This window comes from Streptomyces sp. NPDC052114, from assembly GCF_040680155.1.
Lineage (GTDB): Bacteria > Actinomycetota > Actinomycetes > Streptomycetales > Streptomycetaceae > Streptomyces.
This window is the reverse complement of record NZ_JBFAWC010000010.1, coordinates 269,164-294,638: the sequence shown is the minus strand read 5'-3', so window position 1 is coordinate 294,638 and position 25,475 is coordinate 269,164. Positions and strand designations below refer to the sequence as shown.

Genomic DNA, 25,475 nt, shown 5'->3' with positions numbered 1-25,475 from the left:
AGGCGTCACTCGAAGGGCCGCCTCCGCACCGGCTCAGCGGCGGACGTCCCGCCAGGCGGCGGGCAGCGCGTCGGCCACGTCCTGCGCCCCCACGGGGGCCCCGTCCGCCGCGAGGCGTCCGGCGAGCCCGTGCAGATACGCGGCGACGGACCCCGCGTCACGCGCGTCGAGCCCCGCCGCCAGCAGGGATCCGGCGAGCCCGGACAGCACGTCGCCGCTGCCCGCGGTGGCGAGCCAGGGCGTCCCGGTGGGATTGACGCGTACGGCGCCCGCGGCCGAGCCGACCAGCGTGGTGGACCCCTTGAGCAGCACGGTCGCGCCGTACCGCCCCGCCAGCTCCCGTACGGCGGCGAGCCGTCCCGCCTCGACCTCGGCGCGGGCGACGCCGAGCAGCGCGGCGGCCTCGCCCGCGTGCGGGGTGAGCAGGGTGGGCGCGGTCCTGGCCCGTACGGCCGCCTCGCCCGCGAGCCGCAGTCCGTCGGCGTCGATCAGCACGGGGACGTCGGCCGCGAGCACGTCCGCGAGGCGGTCGGCGTCGTCGCCCAGGCCAGGCCCCGCGACCCAGGCCTGGACGCGGCCCGCCCTCGCCGGGGGCCCGGCGGACACCAGGGCCTCGGGGAACCGGGCGATGACGGCGTCCGCTGCGGGGCCCACGTACCGCACGGCGCCCGCGCCGCCGCGCAGGGCGCCCGCGACGGCGAGCACGGCGGCGCCCGGGTAGCGGGCGGAGCCGGCCACGATGCCGACGACGCCGCGCCGGTACTTGTCGCTCTCGCCGCCGGGTGTGGGCAGCAGCCGCGCCACGTCCTCGAAGTGCAGGGCCTCCGCTGCCCGCTCGCCGGCGTCGAGGCGCAGCCCGATGTCGACGAGCCGCACGGCGCCCGCGTGCTCCCGGGCGGGATCGATCATCAGGCCCGGCTTGTACGTACCGAAGGTCACCGTCACATCGGCGCGCACCGCGGCGCCGTGCACCTCGCCGGTGTCGGCGTCGACGCCGCTGGGGAGGTCGACGGCGACGACCAGGGCGTCCGGCCTGGCGGCGGCGACGAGGCGGGCGGCGGGCTCGCGGAGTCCGCCGCGTCCTCCGATGCCGACGATCCCGTCGACGACGAGCCGCGCCCGTGACACGAGCCCTTCCGCGCGCGCGTCGTCGCTCGCCACGACCAGGCCGCCCGCGGCCCGGAGCGCGGCGAGGCCGCCGGGGTGGGCGCGGTCCGGGGCCAGGAGCACGGCGCTCACCCCTGCGCCCCGCCGGGCCAGGCGGGCGCCGGCGTACAGGGCGTCGCCGCCGTTGTCGCCGCTGCCGACCAGGAGTGCGACCCTCGATCCGTACACCTTGCCGAGGAGCTGTGCGCACTCCGTGGCGAGGCCTGCGGCGGCGTGCCGCATCAACGCGTCGGCGGGCCCCTGGGCCATCAACTCCCGCTCGGCCGCCCGAACGCTGTCCACCCTGTACGCACTCCGCATCCCCCTAGTCTCCCCCGCGCACAGTTCCCCGGCACGGTCCGGCTGCGCCGGGGCTGGAGCCACACTTCCCGCCACCCGGCACCGTGGGCTGTGCCCACCCGTTCCGCCTTGCGGAACGCCTGCCCACAGCGGGAGCGGCCCCCACCGGCCCGCAGGCGCCCCACGGCCCGAGGGGACGTGGGGGTATGTGCGAACGGAGCACTGAGCGGGCGATGGCGTCTTTGGACTTGAGGCGCGGCGCAGGGATGGCGAGTACGCACATACCCCCGCGGCCCCGCCCCACAGACGGACAAGAGGCGCAGACGCCCACCCAAGGCGCCCCGCCAGAACCCTCACGCCTCCGCCACCACCACCGCCGAAGCCACCCCCGCGTCATGGCTGAGCGAGACGTGCCACGAGCGCACCCCCAGCGCCGACGCCCGTTCCGCCACCGTCCCCCGCACCCGCACCCTCGGCTGCCCGCTGTCCTCCACGTACACCTCCGCGTCCGTCCAGCGAAGCCCCGCCGGCGCGCCCAGCGCCTTCGCGAGTGCCTCCTTCGCCGCGAACCGCGCCGCCAGCGAGGCGACCCCCCGCCGCTCCCCGCTCGGCAGCAGCAACTCACCGTCCACGAACAGCCGTTCGGCCATGCCGGGCGTCCGCTCCAGCGCCGCGCCGAACCGGTCGATCTCCGCGACATCGATGCCAACCCCAATAATCACCGGGTCAGCGTGACACACCCCACCCTCCGCCCCGTTCAAACAGCCGTAACAATGGACTGTGATCTCTTCGGTCTCCGAGCCCACCAAGGCTCCGCGGAGCGCCCACCGGCACAAGCCGGAGGCGACTCCCTACGTCGACCTCACCCGCACGGAGTGGAGCGCGCTGCGCGCCAAGACTCCCCTGCCGCTGACCGCCGAGGAGCTGGAGAAGCTCCGCGGCCTCGGCGACGTCATCGACCTGGACGAGGTCCGCGACATCTACCTGCCGCTGTCCCGCCTCCTGAACCTCTACGTGGGCGCGACGGACGGCCTGCGCGGCGCCCTCAACACGTTCCTCGGCGAGAAGGGCTCCCAGTCGGGCACCCCCTTCGTCATAGGAGTCGCCGGCTCCGTGGCCGTCGGCAAGTCGACCGTCGCCCGCCTCCTCCAGGCCCTGCTCTCCCGCTGGCCGGAACACCCCCGCGTGGAGCTCGTCACCACGGACGGCTTCCTCCTGCCCACCAAGGAGCTGGAGGCCCGCGGCCTGATGTCCCGCAAGGGCTTCCCCGAGTCGTACGACCGCCGCGCCCTCACCCGCTTCGTCGCGGACATCAAGGCGGGCAAGGACGAGGTCACCGCCCCCGTCTACTCGCACCTGATCTACGACATCGTCCAGAACCAGCGCCTGACGGTCCGTCGCCCCGACATCCTCATCGTCGAGGGCCTGAACGTGCTCCAGCCCGCGCTCCCCGGCAAGGACGGCCGCACCCGCGTGGGCCTCGCGGACTACTTCGACTTCAGCGTGTACGTGGACGCCCGCACCGAGGACATCGAGCGCTGGTACCTGAACCGCTTCAAGAAGCTGCGCGACACGGCGTTCCAGAACCCGTCCTCGTACTTCCGCAAGTACACCCAGGTCTCGGAGGAAGAGGCCCTCGACTACGCCCGCACCACCTGGCGGACCATCAACAAGCCGAACCTCGTGGAGAACGTGGCCCCCACCCGCGGCCGTGCCACCCTCGTCGTACGCAAGGGCCCGGACCACAAGGTGCAACGCCTGAGCCTGCGCAAGCTGTAAGCCACCCGGAAGGCCCTGCCCCCATGCTGCATCTGCGCCTCATCACCCCCGCCGACAAGACGGACGACGTGGTGCGCCTGATCGAGAAGACGGTCGGCGCCACGCACCTCGCGGTGGTCCCCGGCGCCGCCCGCAACCCGGCGGGCGACGTCGTCATGTGCGACGTCGCGCGGGAGGCCGGCGACGAACTGCTCGGCGGCCTGCGCGCGCTGGAGATCGACAAGTGCGGCTCCATCGCGCTGGAGAACATCGACCTGTCGCTGTCGCTGCGCGCGGACAAGGCGGAGGACGAGGCCCCCGGCGAGGGCGCGGACGCGGTCCTGTGGGAGCAGCTGACCGAGGCGACCCACGAGGAGTCGACGCTCTCGGTCACCTACGTCGCGTTCCTCACGCTCGCCACGATGATCGCGGCCTGCGGCGTCGTGCTCGACAACGCGATCCTGATCGTGGGCGCGATGGCGGTGGGCCCGGAGTTCGGCCCGCTGGCGGGCTTCTGCACGTCCCTGGTGCGGCGGGCGCCCCGGCTGGCCCTGCGCTCGCTGATCGCGCTGCTCGTGGGCTTCGCGGTGGCGATGGTGATGACGGTGGGGTTCAGCTTCTTCATGGACGCGGTGAACCTGTTCAGCGACGACGCCCTGAAGTCGGAGCGCCCGAACACGAACTTCATCTACCGCCCCGACTGGTTCTCGTTCGTCGTGGCGGTCCTCGCGGGCACCGCGGGCACGCTCTCGCTGACCTCGGCGAAGTCGGGCGCCCTGGTCGGCGTCGCGATCTCCGTGACGACGGTCCCCGCGGCGGCGAACGCGGCGGTCGCCTTCAGCTACGACGAGTACCGCCAGGCCTGGGGCTCCACCGAGCAGCTCCTGCTGAACCTCCTCGGCATCGTCCTCGCCGGTACGGCGACGCTGCTGGCCCAGAAGTTCTTCTGGGCCCGACAGCGCGCGCGTACGGCGAGGACGCGGCACGTCCGGCCGTAGGAACTAGCCCAGCGCGGACTTCACGACGTCGGCGAGGCGGCCCGCCACGGACCGCGCCTGCTCGATGTCCGCGGCCTCGACCATGACCCGCACGAGCGGCTCGGTCCCCGAGGAGCGCAGCAGCACGCGGCCGGTGGTGCCCAGCTCACGCTCGGCGTCGGTGACGGCGGCGGACAGCTCGGCCGAGGTCTTCACGCGGGACTTGTCGACGTCCGGCACGTTGATGAGGACCTGCGGCAGCCGCTCCATGACCCCGGCGAGGTCCGCGAGCGTACGGCCGGTCTCGGCGACCCGCGCCGCGAGGAGCAGGCCGGTCAGCGTGCCGTCGCCCGTGGTCGCGTGGTCGAGGACGATCACGTGCCCGGACTGCTCGCCGCCGAGGGCGAAGCCGTGCTCCTTCATCGACTCCAGGACGTACCGGTCGCCGACGGCGGTCTGCACGAGCGAGAGCCCCTGCGCCTCCATGGCGAGCTTGAAGCCGAGGTTCGACATGACGGTGGCGACAACGGTGTCGTGCCGCAGCACACCGCGCTCCCGCATGGCGAGGGCGAGCACGGCGAGGATCTGGTCGCCGTCGATCTCGGCGCCGGTGTGGTCCACGGCGAGGCAGCGGTCCGCGTCCCCGTCGTGCGCGATGCCGAAGTCGGCCCGGTGCTCGACGACGGCTTCCTTGAGGAGCTCCAGGTGCGTGGAGCCGCAGCCGTCGTTGATGTTCAGGCCGTCGGGCTGGGCCCCGATGGTGATGATCTCGGCACCGGCGCGCGTGAAGGCCTCGGGCGAGACGCGGGCGGCGGCGCCGTGCGCCTCGTCGAGGACGATCTTCAGCCCGTCGAGCCGGTTGGGGAGCACACCGAGCAGGTGCGCGATGTACTGGTCCAGGCCCTGGTCGTACGACGTGACGCGGCCGACACCCGACCCGGTGGGCCGCTGCCAGGGAGCGCCGGTGCGGTGCTCCTCGTACACGGACTCGATGCGGTCCTCCAGCTCGTCGGCGAGCTTGTGGCCGCCGCGGGCGAAGAACTTGATGCCGTTGTCGGGCATGGCGTTGTGGCTGGCGGAGAGCATCACACCGAGGTCGGCGCCCAGCGCACCGGTGAGATGGGCCACCGCGGGGGTGGGCAGCACACCGACGCGCAGGACGTCCACGCCCGCGCTCGCGAGGCCGGCGACCACCGCGGCCTCCAGGAACTCCCCGGACGCGCGCGGGTCGCGGCCGACGACCGCCGTCGCGCGATGGCCCTCGAAGGTGCCCGCCTCGGCCAGTACGTGAGCCGCCGCCACGGAGAGTCCGAGCGCGAGCTCGGCCGTCAGATCCGCGTTGGCGACACCGCGCACGCCGTCCGTGCCGAAGAGTCGTCCCACTGCTGTCCTCCGAACGTTCAAGAAAACCACTTACGCCCTGGGCAAGAGGGTTCCAGGATCCCAGGGGTTCCGGATAAACGAACGCCCCGACAGCACAGTGCGTGCCGCCGGGGCGAACGAGAAGTACAAGCAGGCAGCGATTAGCGCTTGCTGTACTGCGGAGCCTTGCGGGCCTTCTTGAGACCGGCCTTCTTGCGCTCGACCGCACGGTCGTCACGCTTCAGGTAACCGGCCTTCTTCAGGGCGCCGCGGTTGTTGTCGACGTCGGCCTCGTTCAGCGCACGGGCGACACCGAGACGGAGCGCACCGGCCTGACCGGAGACGCCGCCACCCGAGATGCGGGCGATGACGTCGTAGCGGCCGTCCAGCTCGAGCACCTTGAAGGGCTCGTTGACTTCCTGCTGGTGGACCTTGTTCGGGAAGTAGTCCTCGAGCGTGCGCCCGTTGACCTTCCACTTGCCGGTGCCCGGGACGATCCGGACGCGGGCGATGGCGTTCTTGCGACGGCCCAGGCCGGCGGCCGGCTGCGGGTCGCCGAAGCGCGCGGCGTTCGACTCCGAGGTGTACTCGCCCTCGACGGGCGCCTCGGACTCGGTGGTGTACTGCTCGACGTCAACAACCTCGGTCTCTTCGACCGGCTGCTCAACGGTGGTCTCGGCCACGATTCTCCTCAGATTTCTTTACGTCTTTGGGGGTGGCCGGAACTACTGCGCGACCTGGGTGATCTCGAACGGGACCGGCTGCTGAGCGCCGTGCGGGTGCTGGTCGCCCGCGTAGACCTTCAGCTTCGAGAGCATCTGACGGCCCAGGGTGTTCTTGGGGAGCATGCCCTTGACGGCCTTCTCGATGGCCTTCTCGGGGCTCTTCTCGAGCAGCTCGTCGTAACGGACGGAACGCAGACCACCCGGGTAACCGGAGTGGCGGTACGCCATCTTCTGGGTCTTCTTGTTGCCGGAGAGGTGCACCTTCTCCGCGTTGATGATGATGACGAAGTCACCGGTGTCAACGTGGGGGGCGTAAATCGCCTTGTGCTTGCCGCGCAGGAGGGAGGCGGCCGTGGTCGCCAGACGCCCCAGGACGATGTCCTGAGCGTCGATGACGTGCCACTGGCGGGTCACATCGCCGGGCTTGGGGCTGTACGTACGCACTTCGTAGCCTTCGCTTCTTCAGTGGATGGGGTCCAGACACACGGCACCCAGGAAGCGATCATGCAGCTGGGGCTCACAATGCCGGGGACGCTGCCCGTATGCGAGCCACTGGTAACTGCTCCAGGGAACCTACGTAAGGGCCCTTTCGCGTGAGAACGAGGAAGCCAATACGTATCAGTCCACGAGACTACCCGCGCCGCCCCGTATGGGTCAAAACGCGGACCGGGAGACCGGCACCGCCGGCCCCACCGCCTCGGGCGGCCCTGTCATCTCCAGGGTAACCGGCTCCCTGCGCACACAGCACCGCGCGAGCGTGACCGCCAGGAGACACAGCGTGAGGCAGTCCTTGAAGGCCCGCCTGGTCCCGGGCTCCAGCCACGGCCAGGAGAACCCCGGCACCTGCGGCACCAGCGCCACCCAGAACCACGGGCTGCGCGCCGCTGCCCCCGGCACCAGGGCCCCGGCGAGCAGCAGCGGCAGGACGACCAGCAGATAGTGGTCGTAGGACGGCCGGGAGACGAGAAAGGCCGAAAGCATCAGCATCGTGGCGCACTCCACCACCCTCGACGGCCCCGCGTCCCCGCTCCCCCACCGCCGCCACGCACACCACACCCCGGCCGCCGCCGCGCACCCGGCGAGCAGCGTCGCCCCCGCCTGCGGCACCCCGAGCCGCCCCAGCACCGCCGACGGCGACGCCTCATAGAGACGTACGAAACTGTCGTCGCCGCGCAGCAGGAAGGGCAGCGTCCGCGTGAAGAACCCGGCCGGGTCCGGCAGCACGAGGGCAGCGGCCACGGACACCCCCGCGGGCACGCCCACGACGGCGCCCAGCGCCCGCCACCGGCGCGCGAGGACGAAGAGGAGCACGACGGGCGCGAGCAGCGGCTTCACGGCGACGGCGGCCCCGATGACGAGCCCCGCCGCCACCCACCGCCCCCGGCACACGAGCAGCAGGGCGAACGGCAGCGCGGCGGCGGACGCGACGGTCCAGTTGCCCAGCTGGACGAGGTGCCCGAAGGGCGCGAAGCCGAGCGCGAGGGCGAGCAGCCCGTACGCCGCGAACCGGCTGCGCCAGGACACCCCGTGGATCCGCAGCGCGCACGCCCACCCGGCGACCAGCCCCGCCGTGACGCCCGCGGGCACCAGGAAGCGTGCCACGGACACCGGAAGCAGGGCCTGCGGCACCGCCGCGAGCACGGCTCCGGGCAGATAGAGGAAGTGCCGGTCGGCGTAGGGCGAGCGGCCCTCCAGCCACGCCCGCGCGGCCCGCACCACGATGGCGTTGTCCATCCCGCCGTCCGGGACCTTCAGGCCCACCCGGACGACCCCGGCGGCCAGCACCACGGCGAGCACGCACCACACCTGCCACCCGGCCGGACGCGACAACCAACCACTAACAGCCGTTTTGCCCGTATTCATACGCCTCAGGCTAGGTCGGCAACCCCACGCGACCCCCGCTCAACATCCCCAACTCCCCGTCTAAGATGCGCCCCATGAGCTTTGGGCAAGGGGGACCTCAGTGGGGTCCGGGCGGAACGGGCGGACCCGGCGGCGGGCCCACGCCCGACTGGGCGGCACTCGCCGAGGCCTCCGAGGCGCGCACCCGCCGCCGCAAGTGGCTGATGATCGGCGGCGGCGCGTTCGCCACGATCGGCATCGCGGCGGCCGTGGCCATCACCGTCGTCACCGCCAACAGCGACGACGCCACCGCGTCGAACAAGCCGGCCAGCGAACTCCCCGCGACCGCGGACATCCCCGGCGCGAGCGACAAGCCAGGCCCGTCCTTCGAGGCGACCACCCCGCCGCCCCCGCCGGACCCCAAGGACTTCATCTCCAGCGCCAAGAAGGACAAGGCGCCGCTCACCCCCGAGGGCCTCTTCCCCGGCAAGACCTTCACGTCCGGCGAGAACGTCTACAAGAAGGGCGCGACCGACAGCACCAAGAAGTGCACGGCCGTCACCCAGAACTCCCTCGGCTCGATCCTCGCCAAGAACGACTGCACCCGCCTGATCCGCGCCAGCTACATCAAGGACGGCCTCGCGGTCACCATCGGCGTCGCCGTCTTCGACACCGCGGCCGACGCCGCGAAGGTCAAGGCGCAGGCGGAGAAGGGCCTGGTCGACTCCCTGCCGGGCAAGGGCGTCCCGGACTTCTGCCGCACGGGCGTGTGCCGCGGCACCTACAACGCCTACGGCCGCTACGCCTACTTCACCACCACGGGCTACACCAGCGGCAAGAACGTGACGACGACCGACCGCAAGGCGTACGGCGCCGGCGACACCCTGTCCCGCTTCGCCTTCCAGCGGATCAACCAGCGGGGCGAGGCCCAGGCATCGGCCGCGGCCGGCGCCCCGCCGCAGTAGGACGACCGACGCCCGGGCCGGGACTCAGCAGCACCCGGCCCCGGGCAGCGTCCGCTTGTTGCGCGCCTCCTTGCTGCGCGCGGCGAGCAACTCGTCGGCGGGATAGCCGACTTCCTCCAGCGTGAGCCCGTGCGGCCGCACGACGTGCACGGCCGAGTCGCGCACCCCGGCTTCGAGCACCTTGCCCGGCCACTCCGCGGGCCGGTGCCCGTCGCCCACGAACAGCATGGCGCCGACCAGCGAGCGCACCATGTTGTGGCAGAACGCGTCGGCCCGCACGGTCGCTTCGAGGATCCCGTCGTCCCGCCGCTCCCACCGCAGTTCCTGGAGCGTACGAATGGTCGTCGCGCCCTCGCGCCGCTTGCAGTAGGCGGCGAAGTCGTGCTCCCCGAGCAGCGGCTCGGCGGCGGCGTTCATCGCGTCGAGGTCCAACTCCCAGTCGTGCCACAGGACATGACCCCGCAACAGCGGATCGACGCCACCGGGGTGGTCGGTCACGCGGTACGCGTACCGCCGCCACACCGCCGAGAACCGCGCGTTGAACCCGGCGGGCGCCTCGGCGACCCGCCACACCCGCACATCGTGCGGCAGCCGCCCGGCGAGCCGCCGCAGCAGCTTCTCGCGGTGCTCGGCCCACACGTCCTCGGGCAGGTCGACGTGCGCGACCTGCCCGCGCGCGTGCACCCCGCTGTCGGTGCGCCCCGCGACGGTCAGCTCGTACGTCTCCTTCGACCGCGTCACGGTCCGCAGCGCGTCCTCGATCTCGCCCTGGACGGTCCGCTGCCCCTCCCGCTGCTTGGCCCAGCCGGAGAAGTCCTTGCCGTCGTAGCTCAGGTCGAGCCGCACCCGGACGAACCCGGGCTCCACATCCTCACTCACACACAGATCCTCTCAGGAACGCGAAAACGGGCCCGCCCCAAGGGGGCGGGCCCGCTCACGAGGGCTCAGCCTCAGGCGTCCTTGGACTCCTCGGCCGGGGCCTCGACGGCCTCGTCGGACTTGGCCTCGACGGCCTCGTCCTTCTTCAGGGCGTCTTCCTTGACGGCACGCTTGGTCGCCGCCTCGGCCTCACCGGTGGCCTGCTGGGCCACGGTCAGGGCCTCCACCAGCTCGATGATCGCCATGGGCGCGTTGTCGCCGCGGCGGTTACCGATCTTGGTGATGCGGGTGTAGCCACCCGGGCGGTTCTCGTAGCGCGGGCCGATCTCCGTGAAGAGCGTGTGCACGATGCTCTTGTCGGTGATGACCTGCAGCACCTGGCGGCGGTTGTGAAGGTCGCCCTTCTTCGCCTTGGTGACCAGACGCTCCGCGTAGGGACGCAGACGACGGGCCTTCGCCTCGGTGGTGGTGATGCGGCCGTACTCGAAGAGCTGCTTGGCGAGGTTCGCCAGCAGGAGCTTCTCGTGCGCGGCGCTGCCGCCCAGACGGGCACCCTTGGTGGGCTTCGGCATGGTGTTTCTCCTAGTGATCTGCCCCGGCCGTATCAGGTACCGGGGTCAGTGGACCGCGCCCCGTAAGGGGCGCGGGGAACTGCGCGACCAGCCACAGCGGACACGCAGCCAAAATCAGACCTAGTACTGCTCGGTCTCGACGAAGCCCGCGTCCGCGTCGTCGTCGGCGCCGAAGGCGTCGGCCGCGGCGGTCGGGTCGAAGCCGGGAGGCGAGTCCTTGAGGGCCAGGCCCATCCCGTTGAGCTTCATCTTGACCTCGTCGATCGACTTCGCACCGAAGTTGCGGATGTCGAGCAGGTCCGCCTCGGAGCGGGCCACGAGCTCACCCACGGAGTGGATGCCCTCGCGCTTGAGGCAGTTGTACGAGCGAACGGTGAGCTCGAGCTCCTCGATCGGCAGCGCCAGGTCGGCGGCCAGGGCGGCGTCCGTCGGGGACGGACCCATGTCGATGCCCTCGGCGTCGATGTTCAGCTCGCGGGCCAGACCGAACAGCTCGACCAGGGTCTTGCCGGCGGACGCCATGGCGTCACGCGGGCGCATGGCCTGCTTGGTCTCGACGTCGACGATGAGCTTGTCGAAGTCGGTGCGCTGCTCGACTCGGGTCGCCTCGACCTTGTAGGTGACCTTGAGGACCGGCGAGTAGATCGAGTCGACCGGGATACGGCCGATCTCCTGGCCGACCTGCTTGTTCTGCACGGCGGAGACGTAGCCGCGACCGCGCTCGACGGTCAGCTCCATCTCCAGCTTGCCCTTGCCGTTCAGCGTGGCGAGGACGAGGTCGGGGTTGTGGACCTCGACACCGGCCGGGGGCGCGATGTCGGCGGCGGTGACCAGACCCGGACCCTGCTTGCGCAGGTACATCACGACCGGCTCGTCGTGCTCCGAGGAGACGACCAGCTGCTTGATGTTGAGGATCAGGTCGGTGACGTCCTCCTTGACGCCCGGCACGGTGGTGAACTCGTGCAGGACACCGTCGATGCGGATGGACGTGACCGCCGCACCCGGGATCGAGGAGAGGAGCGTACGGCGCAGGGAGTTGCCGAGGGTGTAGCCGAAGCCCGGCTCCAGCGGCTCGATGACGAACCGGGAGCGGAACTCGTCGACGACCTCTTCGGTCAACGAGGGACGCTGAGCGATCAGCATGAAGTGATTCCTTCAGTCATGGGCACCCACTATTTGATGCCCGACCAGTTCTTACCAAGGGTACGGGCGGCACGGCCCCCGAAGGGTACGTACCGCCCGAATCCTCGAAGCAACCGCGCAAGCGGCGACGCGTCAGACGCGGCGACGCTTGGGGGGACGGCAGCCGTTGTGCGGGGTCGGGGTGACGTCCTGGATGGAGCCAACCTCGAGGCCGGTCGCCTGGAGCGAACGGATGGCGGTCTCACGACCGGAACCCGGGCCCTTGACGAACACGTCGACCTTGCGCATGCCGTGCTCCTGGGCGCGACGGGCAGCCGACTCGGCGGCCATCTGCGCGGCGAACGGCGTGGACTTGCGCGAGCCCTTGAAGCCGACGTGGCCGGCGGAGGCCCACGAGATCACGTTGCCGGTCGGGTCCGTGATGGACACGATCGTGTTGTTGAACGTGCTCTTGATGTGCGCGTGGCCGTGAGCGACGTTCTTCTTTTCCTTGCGGCGCACCTTCTTGGCAGCGCCCTGACGTCCCTTGGGGGGCATCTCAAACTCCTACGGGAGGTGGTCGGTCCTGCAGCGTCAGCTGTCGATAGACCGCTGAGCGAGGACTACTTCTTGCCCGGCTTCTTCTTACCGGCGATGGCGCGACGCGGGCCCTTGCGGGTGCGGGCGTTGGTGCTGGTGCGCTGACCGCGGACGGGCAGGCCACGGCGGTGGCGGAGACCCTGGTAGCAGCCGATCTCGACCTTGCGGCGGATGTCGGCCTGGATCTCGCGACGGAGGTCACCCTCGGTCTTGATGTTCGCGTCCACGTACTCGCGGATCTTGACGAGGTCTTCCTCGGTCAGGTCGCGAACACGGGTGTTGCGGTCCACCTCGGTGGCGTCCAGCGTCTGCTGGGACAGCGTCCGGCCGATGCCGAACACGTAGGTGAGGGCGACCTCGATGCGCTTGTCGCGCGGGAGGTCAACGCCTTCAACGCGTGCCATTCATGGCTCCTGTTGATTCTTCGGAGGTCTTCAGCAGAACCACTCCCAGGTGCCGTACGAGGTACATCCTGGGTCCTCGGCCTCCGACCGAGGGTGTCGCCCTCCATGACCGGTGGAACACCGGCGGAACTGAAGAGGGACGGGTCCTGCGTATGTGCTTATGTGCGTCGCGCGAAAATCTGCGAACTGCAGTGGTGCGTCAGCCCTGGCGCTGCTTGTGGCGCGGGTTGTCGCAGATGATCATGACTCGGCCGTGACGGCGGATCACCCTGCACTTGTCGCAGATCTTCTTGACGCTCGGCTTGACCTTCATTGGGTGAGGTTCTCCGGGTCAGTGCCACCACCCCGCCGGAGCGGGATGCGGGCAAGATCTACTTGTACCGGTAGACGATCCGGCCACGCGTCAGGTCGTACGGAGACAGCTCCACCACGACCCGGTCGTCAGGGAGGATGCGGATGTAGTGCATACGCATCTTGCCGCTGATGTGTGCCAGGACCTGGTGGCCGTTCTGGAGCTCCACCTTGAACATGGCGTTCGGAAGAGACTCGACGACAGTGCCTTCGATCTCGATGGCACCTTGCTTCTTGGCCACGCTTCGCCCTTCGAATCGACTACCTTGATCGACTCCGTTCCCCGCATGCAGACACACGGATGCACGAGAGCCGACGCGTCAGTCTACGTCAGTGCACTCGGAAAGACGAATCGAGGAATTGTGCCCCACTGACAAGATCCTTAAGCAGGAGGGTCCTGTGCGTGGGAAGGCGCGCCGCAAGGGCGGCACGGGTGGGTACAGCCCCCTGTGCCGGGCAGCGAAAAGGGAGGCGCCGGCCCCGGCGCGGCCGGGACCGGACAGAGGCAGGCCTCAGCCCAGCGGATCCGGCGCGACAGTGACCCCGTACTCCGCGAGCCGCGCCTTGCCGCAGTCGGGAGCGGTCAGCACGATCGGCCCCGCCTCCGTCAGCGCGACGGAGTGCTCCCAGTGCGACGACCAGGTCCCGTCCGTCGTGATGACGGTCCAGTCGTCCTCAAGGACCTCGGTCCGGGGCGTCCCCAGTGACACCATGGGCTCGATGGCGAGGCAGAGCCCCGGCACCAGCTTCGGCCCCTTGCCCCGCCGCCGCTCGACGTAGTTCAGCAGATGCGGGTCCATGTGCATCTCGGTGCCGATCCCGTGCCCGCCGTAGTCCTCGACGATCCCGTACTTGCCGCCGCCCGGCTTCGGCTGCCGGCGGATGTACGTCTCGATGGCACGCGAGATGTCGACGAGCCGGTTCCCCTGCTTCATCGCCGCGATGCCCGCCCACATCGACTCCTCGGTCACCCGGGAGAGCTCGACCAGGTCCGGGGCGTGACCGGTGCCCACGAACGCGGTGTACGCCGCGTCGCCGTGCCAGCCGTCGATGATCGCGCCCGCGTCGATCGAGATGATGTCGCCGTCCTTCAGGACGGTCTTGTCGTCCGGGATGCCGTGCACGACGACCTCGTTGACCGAGGTGCAGATCGTGGCGGGGAAGCCGCCGTACCCGAGGAAGTTCGACTTCGCGCCGTGCTCGGCGATCACCTTGCGGGCGACGTCGTCCAGGTCCTTGGTGGTGGCGCCGGGCACCGCGGCCTCACGGGTCGCGGCGTGGATGGCGGCGACGACCAGGCCCGCCTCACGCATCTTCGCGATCTGCTCGGGGGTCTTGATCTGCACCATGGGGCTTCCGCTCTCCGTCATCCGTCGAAACCGGCTACGTACACGAACCGGGTACGTAGACAACACTACGGCCGCGGTCCCCCGAACGGGCACCGCGGCCGAAACAGCGTAGTGGCTACTTGTCGCCCTGAAGGGCGTCCATCGCGCGCTTGGTGACCTCGTCCACCTTGCCGAGCGCCGAGATCGTGACGACCAGGCCCTGGGCCTTGTAGTGGTCGATGATCGGCTCGGTCTCGCGGTGGTACACGTCGAGCCGCTTGCGCACGGTCTCTTCCTTGTCGTCACCGCGCTGGTAGAGCTCGCCGCCGCAGACGTCGCAGACGCCTTCCTGCTTCGGCTTGCTGTACGTCACGTGGAAGACGTGGCTGGAGTCGTTGCGGCAGATGCGGCGGCCCGCGATGCGCTTGACGACCTCGTCCTCGGGGACCTCCAGGTCCAGGACGGCGTCGAGCTTCTGGCCGTCCGCCTTCAGCGCCTCGTCGAGCGCCTCGGCCTGCGACACGTTCCGCGGGAAGCCGTCCAGCAGGAAGCCGGCCTCGGCGTCCTGCTGCGCCATGCGGTCCTTCGCCATGCCGATGGTCACCTCGTCGGGGACGAGGTTGCCGGCGTCCATGTACGCCTTCGCCTGCTTGCCCAGCTCCGTGCCCTGGCTGATGTTGGCGCGGAAGAGGTCGCCCGTGGAGATGTGCGGGATCGACAAGTTCTTGGCAAGGAACGCGGCCTGCGTTCCCTTGCCCGCACCGGGCGGCCCGACGAGGACGATTCGCATCAGCGGAGGAACCCTTCGTAATTGCGCTGCTGGAGCTGGCTCTCGATCTGCTTCACGGTCTCCAGACCCACACCCACGATGATGAGGATGCTCGTCCCGCCGAACGGGAAGTTCTGGTTGGCCCCGAAGCCCACCAACGCCATCGTCGGCACGAGAGCGATCAGACCCAGATACAGCGAACCCGGCCAGGTGATCCGGTTGAGTACGTAGCTCAGATACTCAGCGGTCGGTCGGCCAGCCCGGATGCCCGGGATGAAGCCACCATACTTCTTCATGTTGTCCGCGACTTCCTCGGGGTTGAAGGAGATCGCGACGTAGAAGAAGGCGAAGAAGACGATCAGAACGAAGTACGTGGCGATGTAAATCGGGTGGTCACCCTTGGTCAGGTTCGCCTCGATCCACTGCTTCCATCCCGAGTTGCCGCCCGCGAACTGGGCGACCAGCGCCGGAATGTAGAGCAGCGAAGAGGCAAAGATCACAGGGATGATGCCCGCCTGATTGACCTTCAGCGGGATGTACGTCGACGTTCCGCCGTAGGAACGGCGGCCGATCATGCGCTTCGCGTACTGGACCGGAATACGGCGCTGGGCCTGCTCGACGAAGACCACCAGGCCGACCATGACCAGACCGACCAGGATGACGGTGCCGAACTCGATCCAGCCGCCGGCCAGGTCGCCCTGCTCCTTGATGGCCCACAGGGCGCTCGGGAAGGTGGCGGCGATCGAGATGAACATCAGGATCGACATGCCGTTGCCGATGCCGCGGTCGGTGATGAGCTCGCCGAGCCACATCACACAGGCCGTACCGGCGGTCATGGTGATGACCATGGTGACGGTGACGAAGATCGACTGGTCGGGGACGATCTCGCTGGCGACCGGGCAGCCCTGGAAGAGGGTGCCGGTGCGGGCGGTGGCCACCAGGCCGGTGCCCTGAAGGATCGCGAGCGCGATGGTCAGATAGCGCGTGTACTGCGTGATCTTCGCCGTGCCGGCCTGGCCCTCCTTCTTGAGGGCCTCGAGCCGCGGGATCACCACGGTCAGCAGCTGCAGAATGATGCTCGCCGTGATGTACGGCATGATGCCGAGCGCGAAGATCGTGATCTGCAGCAGCGCGCCACCGCTGAACATGTTGACGAGACCGAACAGGCCCTGGTTCGCATTGGCGTTGTCAATGCAGGCCTGGACGTTGCGGTAGTCGACACCGGGGATCGGCACATTCGTACCCACCCGGTAGATCACGATGATGCCGAGCGTGAAGAGCAGCTTCTTGCGCAGGTCGGGCGTCTTGAACGCCCGGGCGAACGCGGTGAGCACGGTGCCTCCTGCGACCCCCGCGCGCGTGCGTCAGAGGTGGTGGTCTGAGGTTCGACGAATACGTATCAGTCAAGAAAACCGTGCGGACAGACCGCACGGAGCTTAGACAGTGCACGCCACCTTACCGGCGACCGTGCCCCCCTTGGAACGACCAACCGGGGATGCCCCTTTTGTGGGGCATCCCCGGTTGGGAATCGCTCATGTCATCGACACGTCTGAGGGAATATCAGACGAGCTCGGTGACGGTACCGCCGGCGGCGGTGATCTTCTCCTTGGCGGAGCCGGAGACGGCGTCGACCGTCACCTGCAGCGCCACGGTGACCTCACCCTGGCCGAGGACCTTGACGAGGCTGTTCTTGCGAACGGCACCCTTGGCGACGAGACCCTCGACGGTGACCTCGCCACCCTCCGGGTACAGCGCGCTCAGCTTGTCGAGGTTCACGACCTGGAACTCGGTCTTGAACGGGTTCTTGAAGCCCTTGAGCTTCGGGAGACGCATGTGGAGGGGCATCTGGCCACCCTCGAAGCGCTCCGGAACCTGGTAACGGGCCTTGGTGCCCTTGGTGCCACGACCAGCGGTCTTACCCTTGGACGCCTCACCACGACCCACACGGGTCTTGGCGGTCTTGGCGCCCGGGGCGGGCCGGAGGTTGTGGACCTTCAGCGGGTTCTGCTCCGCCATGTCAGTCGACCTCCTCAACCGTCACGAGGTGGCGGACGGTGTGCACCATGCCGCGGAACTCGGGGCGGTCCTCCTTGACGACCTGCGTGTTGATGCCCTTGAGACCAAGGGAGCGCAGGGTGTCGCGGTGGTTCTGCTTGCTGCCGATGTACGACTTCGTCTGCGTGATCTTGAGCTGTGCCATTACGCACCCGCTCCCGCACGCGCACGAAGGAGAGCCGCGGGGGCGACGTCCTCGAGGGGCAGACCACGGCGAGCCGCGATCTCCTCGGGACGCTGCAGGCCCTTGAGGGCCGCCACGGTCGCGTGCACGATGTTGATCGCGTTGTCGGAGCCCAGGGACTTCGACAGGATGTCGTGCACGCCCGCGCACTCGAGCACGGCACGCACCGGGCCACCGGCGATAACACCGGTACCGGGGGAAGCAGGCTTGAGCAGGACGACGCCCGCGGCCTTCTCGCCCTGGATCGGGTGCGGGATGGTGCCCTGGATACGGGGGACCTTGAAGAAGTGCTTCTTGGCCTCCTCAACGCCCTTGGCGATGGCGGCCGGCACCTCCTTGGCCTTGCCGTAACCGACACCCACGGTGCCGTCACCGTCGCCCACCACGACCAGCGCGGTGAAGCTGAAGCGACGACCACCCTTCACAACCTTGGCGACGCGGTTGATCGCGACAACGCGCTCAACGTACGCGGTCTTCTCGGCGGCAGCAGCGCCACCGTCGCGACCCTTCCGGTCCCGCCGCTCGCCGCCACCGGCACCGCCACCGCGGCGCTGGGGTCCAGCCATTGGAATTACCTCTCTCTGTTTCCGCTAGCTACGGAACCGACTCAGAACTTGAGTCCGGCTTCGCGGGCGGCGTCCGCCAGGGCGGCGATGCGCCCGGCGTACTGGTTACCACCACGGTCGAACACGACAGCCTCGACACCGGCGGCCTTGGCGCGCTCGGCGACCAGGGCGCCGACCGACTTGGCCTGCGCGGACTTGTCGCCCTCGGCGCCGCGGATCGTGGTGTCCAGGGTCGACGCCGACGCCAGGGTGTGACCCTTGATGTCGTCGATGACCTGGGCCACGATGTGGCGGTTGGAGCGCGTCACGACCAGGCGCGGACGCTCAGCCGTACCCGAGATGTGCTTACGGATGCGGATGTGACGACGCTTGATGGCAGCACGCTTGTAAGCGTCGCCCTTAGCAATCTTGACACCGTATGCCATGGCTTACTTACCCGCCTTTCCGACCTTGCGGCGGATGACTTCGCCTTCGTACTTGACGCCCTTGGCCTTGTACGGGTCGGGCTTGCGCAGCTTGCGGATGTTGGCCGCAACCTCGCCGACCTTCTGCTTGTCGATGCCCTCGACCGAGAACTTGGTCGGCGACTCGACCTTGAACGAGATGCCCTCGGGCGCCTCGACCAGGATCGGGTGGCTGTAGCCGAGCGAGAACTCCAGGTTGGAGCCCTTCGCCAGGACGCGGTAACCGACACCGCTGATCTCGAGCTTCTTCACGTAACCCGTGGTCACGCCGGTGATCATGTTCGCCACCAGCGTGCGGGACAGGCCGTGCAGGGCCTTGTTCTGACGCTCGTCATTGGGGCGGGTGACGTTGAGAACGCCGTCCTCGCCCTTAGCGATCTCGATCGGCGCGACAACGGTGTGGGTCAGGGTGCCCTTGGAACCCTTGACCGTGACCGTGCGGCCATCGATGGTGACGTCCACGCCGGCGGGAACCGTGATGGGGAGCTTGCCAATACGCGACATTAGCTATTCCTCCGTTCCCGACTACCAGACGTAGGCGAGGACTTCCCCACCTACGCCCTTCTTGCCTGCCTGCTGGCCGGTCAGGAGACCGTGCGACGTGGAGATGATCGCCACGCCGAGGCCGCCGAGGACCTTCGGCAGGTTGGTGGACTTCGCGTAAACCCGGAGACCGGGCTTGGAGATCCGCTTGATGCCCGCGATGGAGCGCTCACGGTTCGGGCCGAACTTCAGCTCGAGAACGAGGTTCTTGCCGACCTCGGCGTCCTCGACCTTCCAGCCCGTGATGAAGCCCTCCTGCTGGAGGATCTCCGCGATGTGCGACTTGATCTTGCTGTGCGGCATAGCCACGGTGTCGTGGTACGCCGAGTTCGCGTTACGCAGACGAGTCAGCATGTCCGCGATCGGATCAGTCATGGTCATGAATTGGCCTTCGGCCTCTCTCGCCGGGGTTTCCTATCTGCGCCATCCCTCTCCCCACTCATGGGCGGGACGGGTGCGGCGCGGGGACCTACGGCGTAGTAAGTCGTACGGGGCGGCGGGCGCCCAACCACACAAGCCTAAGCCATGTGCGGCCGGGCCCCTGCCGACCCATTGCTTACCGAGAGCCTCCGGTAATCCCTCAAGTCCTCAGGACAGAAGGGAATTACCAGGAGCTCTTGGTCACGCCCGGCAGCTCGCCACGGTGAGCCATCTCACGAAGGCACACGCGGCACAGGCCGAACTTGCGGTACACGGAGTGCGGGCGGCCGCAGCGCTGGCAGCGGGTGTACGCACGCACACCGAACTTGGGCTTACGAGCAGCCTTGGCAATCAGAGCCTTCTTCGCCATCTCGCTCACGCCTCCTTGAACGGGAAGCCGAGGTGACGAAGGAGGGCACGGCCCTCGTCGTCGTTGGTCGCCGTGGTGACCACGGTGATGTCCATACCCCGGACGCGGTCGATCTTGTCCTGGTCGATCTCGTGGAACATGACCTGCTCCGTGAGACCGAAGGTGTAGTTGCCACGGCCGTCGAACTGCTTGGGGGACAGACCACGGAAGTCGCGGATGCGCGGGAGCGCGAGCGACAGGGTGCGGTCCAGGAACTCCCACATGCGGTCGCCACGGAGCGTGACGTGGCAGCCGATCGGCTGGCCCTCGCGCAGCTTGAACTGCGCGATGGACTTCCGGGCCTTCGTCACGGCCGGCTTCTGACCGGTGATCGTGGTCAGGTCGCGGATGGCGCCGTCGATCAGCTTCGAGTCACGGGCGGCGTCGCCGACACCCATGTTGACCACGATCTTGACCAGGCCGGGAACCTGCATGACGTTCTCGTACGAGAACTCCTCACGCAGCTTGCCCGCGATCTCCTCGCGGTACTTCGTCTTGAGACGCGGAGTGGTGGTGGTCGTCATCAGATGTCCTCACCCGTCCGCTTGGCAACGCGGATCTTGTTGCCCTCGTCGTCGAAGCGGTAACCGACGCGCGTGACGACCTTGTTGCCGTCCTTCTCCACGACCAGCTGGACGTTGGAGACGTGGACGGGGGCCTCGGTGGTCACGATGCCGCCGGCCTGCGAGCCGCTGGCGGTCGGGCCGGCCTTCGTGTGCTTCTTGACCCGGTTGACACCCTCGACCAGGACGCGCTCGTCGCGCGGGTAAGCGGCAATGACCTTGCCCTGCTTGCCCTTGTCCTTACCGGTGATGACCTGGACCAGGTCGCCCTTCTTGATCTTCATGCTTACAGCACCTCCGGCGCGAGCGAGATGATCTTCATGAACTTCTTCTCGCGCAGCTCACGGCCGACGGGGCCGAAGATACGGGTGCCGCGAGGGTCGCCGTCGTTCTTCAGAATGACGGCGGCGTTCTCGTCGAAGCGGATGTACGAGCCGTCCGGACGGCGGCGCTCCTTGACGGTGCGAACGATGACCGCCTTGACGACGTCACCCTTCTTCACGTTGCCACCGGGGATCGCGTCCTTGACGGTGGCGACGATGACGTCACCGATGCCCGCGTAGCGGCGACCCGAGCCACCGAGAACACGGATGGTGAGGATTTCCTTCGCACCCGTGTTGTCGGCGACGCGAAGTCGCGACTCCTGCTGGATCACGTCTATCTCCTGTTTGTCTGCCGGTTCCCGGCAGGGGCTTCGCTCTTACGAGCTGGGCCCCTGCCGAGCCTGGCGGAACTGATCCGAGGGGAAACCCCCTCGGAAATTACTTGGCCTTCTCGAGGATCTCGACGATGCGCCAGCGCTTGGTCGCCGACAGCGGACGCGTCTCCATCAGGAGGACGCGGTCGCCGACACCGGCAGCGTTCTGCTCGTCGTGCGCCTTGAGCTTGTTCGTACGGCGGATGACCTTGCCGTACAGCGCGTGCTTGACGCGGTCCTCGACAGCGACGACGACGGTCTTGTCCATCTTGTCGCTGACGACCAGGCCCTCACGGGTCTTGCGGAAGCCGCGGTCGGTCTTCGTCTCAGTCACGTTGCTCTCGCTCATCAGGCGCTCTCCACCGTCTCGATGCCCAGCTCGCGCTCACGCATCAGGGTGTAGATCCGCGCGATGTCCTTACGGACGGCCTTCAGCCGGCCGTGGTTCTCGAGCTGACCGGTCGCCGCCTGGAAGCGGAGGTTGAACAGCTCTTCCTTGGCCTCGCGAAGCTTGGCGACAAGCTCCTCGTTGCCCAGCTCGCGCAGCTCGGACGCCTTGGTACCGGCCGACATCACGACTCACCTGCCTCGCGCCGGACGATGCGGCACTTCATCGGAAGCTTGTGAGCAGCGCGGGTGAGCGCCTCACGAGCAATCTTCTCGTTCGGGTACGACAGCTCGAACATCACGCGTCCGGGCTTGACGTTGGCGACCCACCACTCCGGCGAACCCTTACCGGAACCCATGCGGGTCTCGGCAGGCTTCTTGGTGAGGGGGCGGTCCGGGTAGATGTTGATCCAGACCTTGCCGCCACGCTTGATGTGACGCGTCATGGCGATACGAGCGGCCTCGATCTGACGGTTCGTCACGTACGCCGGGGTCAGCGCCTGGATGCCGTACTCGCCGAACGCAACCTGCGTGCCACCCTTGGACATACCGCTGCGCTTCGGGTGGTGCTGCTTGCGGTGCTTGACCCTACGGGGGATCAGCATTTCGGTCAGGCCTCCGTTCCGGTGCTCTCGGCAGCCGGAGCGGCAGCGGCGGGAGCGTCGGCCTTGGGGGCCTCGGCAGCCGGCGCGGACTGCTGCTGCGGCTTGCGACCGCGGCCGCCACGCTCGCCACCACGGCCACCGCGGGCCGGGCGGTCGTTGCCGCCACGGGCCGGACGGTTGCCGGCGCGGGCAGCGGCGTTCTCGGCGCGGACCTCGGCGATGTTCTTGACGTCGCCCTTGTAGATCCAGACCTTCACACCGATGCGGCCGAAGGTCGTCTTGGCCTCGAAGAAGCCGTAGTCGACGTTCGCGCGGAGCGTGTGCAGGGGCACGCGGCCCTCGCGGTAGAACTCCGAGCGGGACATCTCGGCGCCGCCGAGACGGCCACCACACTGGATCTTGATGCCCTTGGCGCCCGCCTTCATCGCCGACTGCATGCTCTTGCGCATGGCACGACGGAAGGAGACGCGGGAGGACAGCTGCTCCGCGACGGCCTGGGCCACGAGCTGAGCGTCGACCTCGGGGTTCTTGACCTCGAGGATGTTCAGCTGGACCTGCTTGCCCGTGAGCTTCTCGAGGTCACCGCGGATGCGGTCGGCCTCGGCGCCACGGCGGCCGATGACGATGCCGGGACGAGCGGTGTGGATGTCCACACGCACGCGGTCACGGGTGCGCTCGATCTCCACCTTCGAGATGCCGGCGCGCTCCATGCCGGACGTCATCATCCGACGGATGGCGACGTCTTCCTTGACGTAGTCCTTGTACAGCTTGTCGGCGTACCAACGCGACTTGAAGTCGGTCGTGACACCGAGCCGGAACCCGTGCGGGTTTACCTTCTGGCCCATTACCGGGTTCCTTCCTTGCTGCTGACGACCACGGTGATGTGGCTGGTCCGCTTACGGATCCGGTAGGCACGGCCCTGGGCGCGCGGCCGGAACCGCTTCAGGGTCGGGCCCTCATCCACGTACGCCTCGCTGATGACCAGCGTGGAGGCGTCGGTGTGGTCGTAGTTGTGCGCGGCGTTGGCAATGGCGCTGTCCAGCACCTTGCCGACCGGCACGCTCGCGGCCTGCGGGGCGAAACGCAGGACCGCCTGAGCCTCCGTGGCGTCCATGCCACGGATGAGGTCCACCACGCGGCGGGCCTTCATGGGCGTGACGCGGATGTACCGCGCCTGGGCCCTGGCTTCCATGGTTGTCCCTTCAGTGTTCGTCATAGTCGTTCACACCCCGCTTAGCGGCGCTTCGACTTGCGGTCGTCCTTGACGTGGCCGCGGAAGGTGCGGGTCGGCGAAAACTCACCGAGCTTGTGGCCGACCATCGACTCGGTGACGAACACCGGGATGTGGGTCTTGCCGTTGTGCACCGCGATCGTGTGACCCAGCATGCTGGGGATGATCATCGAGCGCCGGGACCAGGTCTTGATGACGTTCTTGGTGCCTGCTTCGTTCTGGACGTCCACCTTCTTGATCAGGTGGTCGTCGACGAAGGGCCCCTTCTTGAGACTGCGCGGCATCTAAACCCGCTCCTAGCGCTTCTTGTTCGACTTGCGGCGGCGGACGATGTACTTGTTGCTCGCCTTGTTGCGATCACGAGTACGACCCTCCTTCTTGCCCCACGGCGAGACCGGGTGGCGACCACCGGAGGTCTTGCCTTCACCACCACCGTGCGGGTGGTCAACCGGGTTCATCACGACACCACGCACGGTCGGGCGGACGCCCTTCCAGCGCATGCGGCCGGCCTTGCCCCAGTTGATGTTCGACTGCTCGGCGTTGCCGACCTCGCCGATGGTGGCGCGGCAGCGCACGTCGACGAGACGGATCTCGCCGGACGGCATACGAAGGTGCGCCATGGCGCCTTCCTTCGCGAGCAGCTGCACGGAGGCACCCGCGGAGCGGGCGAACTTCGCGCCGCCGCCGGGCCGCAGCTCGATGGCGTGGATGGTCGTACCGACCGGGATGTTGCGCAGCGCCATGTTGTTGCCGGGCTTGATGTCGGCACCGGGGCCGCTCTCAATCCGGTCACCCTGCTGCGTGCCGCGCGGGGCGAGGATGTAGCGCTTCTCGCCGTCCGCGTAGTGCAGCAGCGCGATGCGCGCGGTGCGGTTGGGGTCGTACTCGATGTGCGCGACCTTGGCCGGCACGCCGTCCTTGTCGTGACGACGGAAGTCGATCACGCGGTAGGCGCGCTTGTGTCCGCCACCCTGGTGGCGAACGGTGATCCGACCGGCGTTGTTACGGCCGCCCTTGCTGTGCAGCGGGCGGACCAGCGACTTCTCCGGCGTGGACCGCGTTACCTCGACGAAGTCGGCGACGCTGGAGCCACGACGGCCCGGCGTAGTCGGCTTGTACTTGCGGATTCCCATTTCTCAGTCCTCGTCCGATATTCGGACCAGGGCACTCCGTTAGGAGGCCTGGCCGAAGATGTCGATACGGTCGCCCTCAGCAAGGGTCACGATGGCGCGCTTGGTGTCGGCACGCTTGCCGAACCCGGTGCGCGTACGCTTCCGCTTGCCCTGACGGTTGATCGTGTTGACGCCGGTGACCTTGACCGAGAAGACCGCCTCGACGGCCTGCTTGATCTGGGTCTTGTTGGCGCCCGGAGCCACGATGAACGTGTACTTGCCCTCGTCGAGCAGCGCGTACGACTTCTCGGAGACGACCGGCTTGACGAGGACGTCGCGCGGGTCCGAGAAGGACTTGCTCAGCGGGGTGGGCTCAACGGCGATCTTGCCCTCGGTCGCGATGCGCTTCGCCTTGGCGACGCGCGCGGCCTTGGCGGCCTTCGCAGCCTTGGACGCGATGCTCTGGTGACGGATGGCCATCAGGCTTCGCTCCCTTCGGTGTCAGTGGCCTTCGGGCCGGACACGAAGGACTCGAACGCGGCCTTGGTGAAGACCACGTCGTCCGAGACGAGCACGTCGTACGTGTTCAGCTGGCCCGGCTCCAGGATGTGGACCTGGGGCAGGTTGCGGGCGGAGAGCAGCGAGGCCTCGTCCGAGCGCTCGATGACCAGGAGCACGTTCTTGCGCTCGCTGACCTTGCCGAGCAGGCTCTTCGCGGCCTTCGTCGAGATCTCGCCCTCGACCACGCCGGAGACGACGTGGATGCGGGAGTTGCGGGCCCGGTCGGTGAGGGCGTGACGCAGAGCGGCGGCCTTCATCTTCTTCGGGGTCCGCTGCGAGTAGTCACGCGGCACGGGGCCGTGGACGACGCCACCGCCGGCGAACTGCGGCGCACGGGTCGAACCCTGGCGCGCGCGGCCGGTGCCCTTCTGGCGGTAAGGCTTCTTGCCACCACCACGGACTTCACCGCGGGTCTTGGTCTTGTGCGTGCCCTGACGGGCAGCCGCCAGCTGCGCGACGACGACCTGGTGGATCAGCGGGATGCTGATCTTCTCGACGTCGAAGATCTCCGCGGGGAGCTCGACGGTCCCGGCCTTCTCGCCGGCAGGCGAAAGGATGTCAATGGTGCTCATGGGTTA

General features: G+C 68.5%; 38 protein-coding genes. 3 read left to right on the top strand and 35 right to left on the bottom strand.

The window, feature by feature from the left end:
• Positions 1-33: 33 nt before the first annotated feature.
• Together AB0L89_RS23790 and AB0L89_RS23785 are read right to left on the bottom strand one after the other, a co-directional pair.
• Entirely contained in the window at positions 34-1,467 is a 1,434-nt protein-coding gene (locus AB0L89_RS23790; RefSeq protein WP_365144099.1) for an NAD(P)H-hydrate dehydratase, read from the bottom strand.
• Between the two features lie 332 nt (positions 1,468-1,799).
• Positions 1,800-2,168: a holo-ACP synthase gene (locus AB0L89_RS23785; RefSeq protein WP_365144096.1), complete on the bottom strand. Its 369-nt coding sequence runs from the start codon at positions 2,166-2,168 to the stop codon at positions 1,800-1,802.
• 61 nt (positions 2,169-2,229) lie between these two features.
• On the opposite strand from AB0L89_RS23785, the gene coaA reads away from it, so the two are divergent.
• The gene (coaA, locus tag AB0L89_RS23780) at positions 2,230-3,225 is read left to right on the top strand and encodes a type I pantothenate kinase (RefSeq protein WP_365144293.1); all 996 of its coding nucleotides are present in this window, start codon (positions 2,230-2,232) and stop codon (positions 3,223-3,225) included.
• 23 nt (positions 3,226-3,248) lie between these two features.
• Positions 3,249-4,202 (top strand): DUF389 domain-containing protein, encoded by a 954-nt coding sequence (locus AB0L89_RS23775; RefSeq protein WP_365144093.1) that lies wholly within the window; start codon positions 3,249-3,251, stop codon positions 4,200-4,202.
• 3 nt (positions 4,203-4,205) lie between these two features.
• On the opposite strand, the gene glmM is transcribed toward AB0L89_RS23775, so the two are convergent.
• From glmM to AB0L89_RS23755, 4 genes are all read right to left on the bottom strand, one after another.
• Positions 4,206-5,564, bottom strand: coding sequence for a phosphoglucosamine mutase (gene glmM, locus AB0L89_RS23770; protein ID WP_365144090.1), 1,359 nt, complete (start codon positions 5,562-5,564; stop codon positions 4,206-4,208).
• 140 nt (positions 5,565-5,704) lie between these two features.
• Positions 5,705-6,226, bottom strand: coding sequence for a 30S ribosomal protein S9 (rpsI, locus tag AB0L89_RS23765; RefSeq protein ID WP_306332666.1), 522 nt, complete (start codon positions 6,224-6,226; stop codon positions 5,705-5,707).
• A gap of 42 nt (positions 6,227-6,268) precedes the next feature.
• Positions 6,269-6,712 (bottom strand): 50S ribosomal protein L13, encoded by a 444-nt coding sequence (gene rplM, locus AB0L89_RS23760; protein WP_055569478.1) that lies wholly within the window; start codon positions 6,710-6,712, stop codon positions 6,269-6,271.
• Positions 6,713-6,922: 210 nt separating this feature from the next.
• Positions 6,923-8,131: a glycosyltransferase family 87 protein gene (locus AB0L89_RS23755; RefSeq protein ID WP_365144086.1), complete on the bottom strand. Its 1,209-nt coding sequence runs from the start codon at positions 8,129-8,131 to the stop codon at positions 6,923-6,925.
• A 74-nt stretch (positions 8,132-8,205) separates the two neighbouring features.
• Here AB0L89_RS23755 and AB0L89_RS23750 point away from each other — a divergent pair, with 74 nt between their 5' ends.
• Positions 8,206-9,075, top strand: coding sequence for a hypothetical protein (locus AB0L89_RS23750; RefSeq protein WP_365144083.1), 870 nt, complete (start codon positions 8,206-8,208; stop codon positions 9,073-9,075).
• Between the two features lie 24 nt (positions 9,076-9,099).
• Here AB0L89_RS23750 and truA read toward each other — a convergent pair whose 3' ends face one another.
• The 29 genes from truA to rplD all read right to left on the bottom strand — a co-directional run bounded on the left by truA (position 9,100) and on the right by rplD (position 25,469).
• A complete protein-coding gene (gene truA / locus AB0L89_RS23745) occupies positions 9,100-9,954 on the bottom strand; it encodes a tRNA pseudouridine(38-40) synthase TruA (protein ID WP_365144080.1) in 855 nt (284 codons plus the stop codon).
• A 71-nt stretch (positions 9,955-10,025) separates the two neighbouring features.
• A complete protein-coding gene (rplQ, locus tag AB0L89_RS23740; RefSeq protein ID WP_365144077.1) occupies positions 10,026-10,526 on the bottom strand; it encodes a 50S ribosomal protein L17 in 501 nt (166 codons plus the stop codon).
• Positions 10,527-10,646: 120 nt separating this feature from the next.
• Positions 10,647-11,669 (bottom strand): DNA-directed RNA polymerase subunit alpha, encoded by a 1,023-nt coding sequence (locus AB0L89_RS23735; RefSeq protein WP_016645160.1) that lies wholly within the window; start codon positions 11,667-11,669, stop codon positions 10,647-10,649.
• Between the two features lie 132 nt (positions 11,670-11,801).
• Positions 11,802-12,206, bottom strand: a complete 405-nt coding sequence (gene rpsK, locus AB0L89_RS23730; protein WP_003948617.1) for a 30S ribosomal protein S11 — start codon at positions 12,204-12,206, stop codon at positions 11,802-11,804.
• A 65-nt stretch (positions 12,207-12,271) separates the two neighbouring features.
• Positions 12,272-12,652 carry a 30S ribosomal protein S13 gene (gene rpsM / locus AB0L89_RS23725; RefSeq protein WP_055698234.1) on the bottom strand — a complete coding sequence of 127 codons (381 nt, stop codon included), beginning with the start codon at positions 12,650-12,652 and terminating at the stop codon, positions 12,272-12,274.
• A gap of 199 nt (positions 12,653-12,851) precedes the next feature.
• A complete protein-coding gene (gene rpmJ / locus AB0L89_RS23720) occupies positions 12,852-12,965 on the bottom strand; it encodes a 50S ribosomal protein L36 (protein ID WP_003948619.1) in 114 nt (37 codons plus the stop codon).
• A 58-nt stretch (positions 12,966-13,023) separates the two neighbouring features.
• Positions 13,024-13,245, bottom strand: coding sequence for a translation initiation factor IF-1 (gene infA, locus AB0L89_RS23715; protein WP_003948620.1), 222 nt, complete (start codon positions 13,243-13,245; stop codon positions 13,024-13,026).
• A 270-nt stretch (positions 13,246-13,515) separates the two neighbouring features.
• Positions 13,516-14,352: a type I methionyl aminopeptidase gene (gene map, locus AB0L89_RS23710; protein WP_365144071.1), complete on the bottom strand. Its 837-nt coding sequence runs from the start codon at positions 14,350-14,352 to the stop codon at positions 13,516-13,518.
• A 115-nt stretch (positions 14,353-14,467) separates the two neighbouring features.
• Positions 14,468-15,121, bottom strand: coding sequence for an adenylate kinase (locus tag AB0L89_RS23705; RefSeq protein WP_365144068.1), 654 nt, complete (start codon positions 15,119-15,121; stop codon positions 14,468-14,470).
• Positions 15,121-16,434 carry a preprotein translocase subunit SecY gene (secY, locus tag AB0L89_RS23700; RefSeq protein ID WP_055698231.1) on the bottom strand — a complete coding sequence of 438 codons (1,314 nt, stop codon included), beginning with the start codon at positions 16,432-16,434 and terminating at the stop codon, positions 15,121-15,123. The genes AB0L89_RS23705 and secY overlap by 1 nt, the downstream gene beginning before the upstream one ends.
• Before the next feature lie 226 nt (positions 16,435-16,660).
• Positions 16,661-17,116 carry a 50S ribosomal protein L15 gene (rplO, locus tag AB0L89_RS23695; RefSeq protein WP_055564835.1) on the bottom strand — a complete coding sequence of 152 codons (456 nt, stop codon included), beginning with the start codon at positions 17,114-17,116 and terminating at the stop codon, positions 16,661-16,663.
• Between the two features lies 1 nt (position 17,117).
• Positions 17,118-17,300 (bottom strand): 50S ribosomal protein L30, encoded by a 183-nt coding sequence (gene rpmD / locus AB0L89_RS23690; RefSeq protein WP_005481207.1) that lies wholly within the window; start codon positions 17,298-17,300, stop codon positions 17,118-17,120.
• Positions 17,300-17,905 (bottom strand): 30S ribosomal protein S5, encoded by a 606-nt coding sequence (gene rpsE / locus AB0L89_RS23685; RefSeq protein WP_016645168.1) that lies wholly within the window; start codon positions 17,903-17,905, stop codon positions 17,300-17,302. The genes rpmD and rpsE overlap by 1 nt, the downstream gene beginning before the upstream one ends.
• Positions 17,906-17,946: 41 nt before the next feature.
• Positions 17,947-18,330, bottom strand: coding sequence for a 50S ribosomal protein L18 (rplR, locus tag AB0L89_RS23680; protein WP_055553510.1), 384 nt, complete (start codon positions 18,328-18,330; stop codon positions 17,947-17,949).
• 3 nt (positions 18,331-18,333) lie between these two features.
• Positions 18,334-18,873 (bottom strand): 50S ribosomal protein L6, encoded by a 540-nt coding sequence (gene rplF / locus AB0L89_RS23675; protein WP_365144062.1) that lies wholly within the window; start codon positions 18,871-18,873, stop codon positions 18,334-18,336.
• Between the two features lie 21 nt (positions 18,874-18,894).
• Entirely contained in the window at positions 18,895-19,293 is a 399-nt protein-coding gene (rpsH, locus tag AB0L89_RS23670; RefSeq protein WP_018528360.1) for a 30S ribosomal protein S8, read from the bottom strand.
• A 223-nt stretch (positions 19,294-19,516) separates the two neighbouring features.
• Positions 19,517-19,702, bottom strand: a complete 186-nt coding sequence (locus AB0L89_RS23665; RefSeq protein ID WP_003956452.1) for a type Z 30S ribosomal protein S14 — start codon at positions 19,700-19,702, stop codon at positions 19,517-19,519.
• Between the two features lie 5 nt (positions 19,703-19,707).
• A complete protein-coding gene (rplE, locus tag AB0L89_RS23660) occupies positions 19,708-20,265 on the bottom strand; it encodes a 50S ribosomal protein L5 (RefSeq protein WP_365144058.1) in 558 nt (185 codons plus the stop codon).
• Positions 20,265-20,588, bottom strand: a complete 324-nt coding sequence (gene rplX, locus AB0L89_RS23655) for a 50S ribosomal protein L24 (protein ID WP_016645174.1) — start codon at positions 20,586-20,588, stop codon at positions 20,265-20,267. Before rplX ends, rplE begins: the two co-directional genes overlap by 1 nt.
• A gap of 2 nt (positions 20,589-20,590) precedes the next feature.
• Positions 20,591-20,959: a 50S ribosomal protein L14 gene (gene rplN, locus AB0L89_RS23650; RefSeq protein ID WP_003974257.1), complete on the bottom strand. Its 369-nt coding sequence runs from the start codon at positions 20,957-20,959 to the stop codon at positions 20,591-20,593.
• Between the two features lie 106 nt (positions 20,960-21,065).
• Entirely contained in the window at positions 21,066-21,350 is a 285-nt protein-coding gene (gene rpsQ, locus AB0L89_RS23645) for a 30S ribosomal protein S17 (protein ID WP_055564830.1), read from the bottom strand.
• On the bottom strand, positions 21,350-21,574 hold the full coding sequence (rpmC, locus tag AB0L89_RS23640) for a 50S ribosomal protein L29 (protein ID WP_017949657.1): 225 nt from the start codon (positions 21,572-21,574) through the stop codon (positions 21,350-21,352). Before rpmC ends, rpsQ begins: the two co-directional genes overlap by 1 nt.
• Positions 21,574-21,993, bottom strand: a complete 420-nt coding sequence (gene rplP / locus AB0L89_RS23635) for a 50S ribosomal protein L16 (RefSeq protein ID WP_055698227.1) — start codon at positions 21,991-21,993, stop codon at positions 21,574-21,576. Before rplP ends, rpmC begins: the two co-directional genes overlap by 1 nt.
• A 5-nt stretch (positions 21,994-21,998) precedes the next feature.
• Positions 21,999-22,838: a 30S ribosomal protein S3 gene (gene rpsC, locus AB0L89_RS23630; protein ID WP_055698226.1), complete on the bottom strand. Its 840-nt coding sequence runs from the start codon at positions 22,836-22,838 to the stop codon at positions 21,999-22,001.
• Entirely contained in the window at positions 22,838-23,185 is a 348-nt protein-coding gene (gene rplV, locus AB0L89_RS23625) for a 50S ribosomal protein L22 (RefSeq protein ID WP_009997296.1), read from the bottom strand. The genes rpsC and rplV overlap by 1 nt, the downstream gene beginning before the upstream one ends.
• A gap of 41 nt (positions 23,186-23,226) precedes the next feature.
• The gene (rpsS, locus tag AB0L89_RS23620; protein WP_363089032.1) at positions 23,227-23,508 is read right to left on the bottom strand and encodes a 30S ribosomal protein S19; all 282 of its coding nucleotides are present in this window, start codon (positions 23,506-23,508) and stop codon (positions 23,227-23,229) included.
• Between the two features lie 12 nt (positions 23,509-23,520).
• Positions 23,521-24,357, bottom strand: a complete 837-nt coding sequence (gene rplB, locus AB0L89_RS23615; protein WP_055698225.1) for a 50S ribosomal protein L2 — start codon at positions 24,355-24,357, stop codon at positions 23,521-23,523.
• Positions 24,358-24,396: 39 nt separating this feature from the next.
• Entirely contained in the window at positions 24,397-24,816 is a 420-nt protein-coding gene (gene rplW / locus AB0L89_RS23610; RefSeq protein ID WP_055564827.1) for a 50S ribosomal protein L23, read from the bottom strand.
• Positions 24,816-25,469 carry a 50S ribosomal protein L4 gene (gene rplD, locus AB0L89_RS23605; RefSeq protein WP_365144049.1) on the bottom strand — a complete coding sequence of 218 codons (654 nt, stop codon included), beginning with the start codon at positions 25,467-25,469 and terminating at the stop codon, positions 24,816-24,818. The genes rplW and rplD overlap by 1 nt, the downstream gene beginning before the upstream one ends.
• Positions 25,470-25,475: the final 6 nt, after the last annotated feature.

What these genes read in the sequence shown, in the direction of transcription:
- map (WP_365144071.1), bottom strand. Translation starts at nt 14,352, where the DNA reads ATGGTGCAGATCAAGACCCCCGAGCAGATCGCGAAGATGCGTGAGGCG.
- rpmC (WP_017949657.1), bottom strand. Translation starts at nt 21,574, where the DNA reads ATGTCGGCCGGTACCAAGGCGTCCGAGCTGCGCGAGCTGGGCAACGAG.
- rpsS (WP_363089032.1), bottom strand. Translation starts at nt 23,508, where the DNA reads ATGCCGCGCAGTCTCAAGAAGGGGCCCTTCGTCGACGACCACCTGATC.
- rplX (WP_016645174.1), bottom strand. Translation starts at nt 20,588, where the DNA reads ATGAAGATCAAGAAGGGCGACCTGGTCCAGGTCATCACCGGTAAGGAC.
- rplV (WP_009997296.1), bottom strand. Translation starts at nt 23,185, where the DNA reads ATGGAAGCCAGGGCCCAGGCGCGGTACATCCGCGTCACGCCCATGAAG.
- AB0L89_RS23775 (WP_365144093.1), top strand. Translation starts at nt 3,249, where the DNA reads ATGCTGCATCTGCGCCTCATCACCCCCGCCGACAAGACGGACGACGTG.
- rpsH (WP_018528360.1), bottom strand. Translation starts at nt 19,293, where the DNA reads ATGACCATGACTGATCCGATCGCGGACATGCTGACTCGTCTGCGTAAC.
- rpsM (WP_055698234.1), bottom strand. Translation starts at nt 12,652, where the DNA reads ATGGCACGCGTTGAAGGCGTTGACCTCCCGCGCGACAAGCGCATCGAG.
- AB0L89_RS23665 (WP_003956452.1), bottom strand. Translation starts at nt 19,702, where the DNA reads ATGGCGAAGAAGGCTCTGATTGCCAAGGCTGCTCGTAAGCCCAAGTTC.
- rpsK (WP_003948617.1), bottom strand. Translation starts at nt 12,206, where the DNA reads ATGCCCCCCAAGGGACGTCAGGGCGCTGCCAAGAAGGTGCGCCGCAAG.
- rpsC (WP_055698226.1), bottom strand. Translation starts at nt 22,838, where the DNA reads ATGGGCCAGAAGGTAAACCCGCACGGGTTCCGGCTCGGTGTCACGACC.
- rpmD (WP_005481207.1), bottom strand. Translation starts at nt 17,300, where the DNA reads ATGGCACAGCTCAAGATCACGCAGACGAAGTCGTACATCGGCAGCAAG.
- rpsE (WP_016645168.1), bottom strand. Translation starts at nt 17,905, where the DNA reads ATGGCTGGACCCCAGCGCCGCGGTGGCGGTGCCGGTGGCGGCGAGCGG.
- AB0L89_RS23750 (WP_365144083.1), top strand. Translation starts at nt 8,206, where the DNA reads ATGAGCTTTGGGCAAGGGGGACCTCAGTGGGGTCCGGGCGGAACGGGC.
- AB0L89_RS23790 (WP_365144099.1), bottom strand. Translation starts at nt 1,467, where the DNA reads ATGCGGAGTGCGTACAGGGTGGACAGCGTTCGGGCGGCCGAGCGGGAG.
- rplQ (WP_365144077.1), bottom strand. Translation starts at nt 10,526, where the DNA reads ATGCCGAAGCCCACCAAGGGTGCCCGTCTGGGCGGCAGCGCCGCGCAC.
- rplP (WP_055698227.1), bottom strand. Translation starts at nt 21,993, where the DNA reads ATGCTGATCCCCCGTAGGGTCAAGCACCGCAAGCAGCACCACCCGAAG.
- rplR (WP_055553510.1), bottom strand. Translation starts at nt 18,330, where the DNA reads ATGGCATACGGTGTCAAGATTGCTAAGGGCGACGCTTACAAGCGTGCT.
- rplD (WP_365144049.1), bottom strand. Translation starts at nt 25,469, where the DNA reads ATGAGCACCATTGACATCCTTTCGCCTGCCGGCGAGAAGGCCGGGACC.
- rplO (WP_055564835.1), bottom strand. Translation starts at nt 17,116, where the DNA reads ATGGCGGAGCAGAACCCGCTGAAGGTCCACAACCTCCGGCCCGCCCCG.
- rplF (WP_365144062.1), bottom strand. Translation starts at nt 18,873, where the DNA reads ATGTCGCGTATTGGCAAGCTCCCCATCACGGTTCCCGCCGGCGTGGAC.
- rplE (WP_365144058.1), bottom strand. Translation starts at nt 20,265, where the DNA reads ATGACGACCACCACCACTCCGCGTCTCAAGACGAAGTACCGCGAGGAG.
- rpmJ (WP_003948619.1), bottom strand. Translation starts at nt 12,965, where the DNA reads ATGAAGGTCAAGCCGAGCGTCAAGAAGATCTGCGACAAGTGCAGGGTG.
- rplB (WP_055698225.1), bottom strand. Translation starts at nt 24,357, where the DNA reads ATGGGAATCCGCAAGTACAAGCCGACTACGCCGGGCCGTCGTGGCTCC.
- rpsQ (WP_055564830.1), bottom strand. Translation starts at nt 21,350, where the DNA reads ATGAGCGAGAGCAACGTGACTGAGACGAAGACCGACCGCGGCTTCCGC.
- rplW (WP_055564827.1), bottom strand. Translation starts at nt 24,816, where the DNA reads ATGGCCATCCGTCACCAGAGCATCGCGTCCAAGGCTGCGAAGGCCGCC.
- AB0L89_RS23705 (WP_365144068.1), bottom strand. Translation starts at nt 15,121, where the DNA reads ATGCGAATCGTCCTCGTCGGGCCGCCCGGTGCGGGCAAGGGAACGCAG.
- AB0L89_RS23735 (WP_016645160.1), bottom strand. Translation starts at nt 11,669, where the DNA reads ATGCTGATCGCTCAGCGTCCCTCGTTGACCGAAGAGGTCGTCGACGAG.
- AB0L89_RS23755 (WP_365144086.1), bottom strand. Translation starts at nt 8,131, where the DNA reads ATGAATACGGGCAAAACGGCTGTTAGTGGTTGGTTGTCGCGTCCGGCC.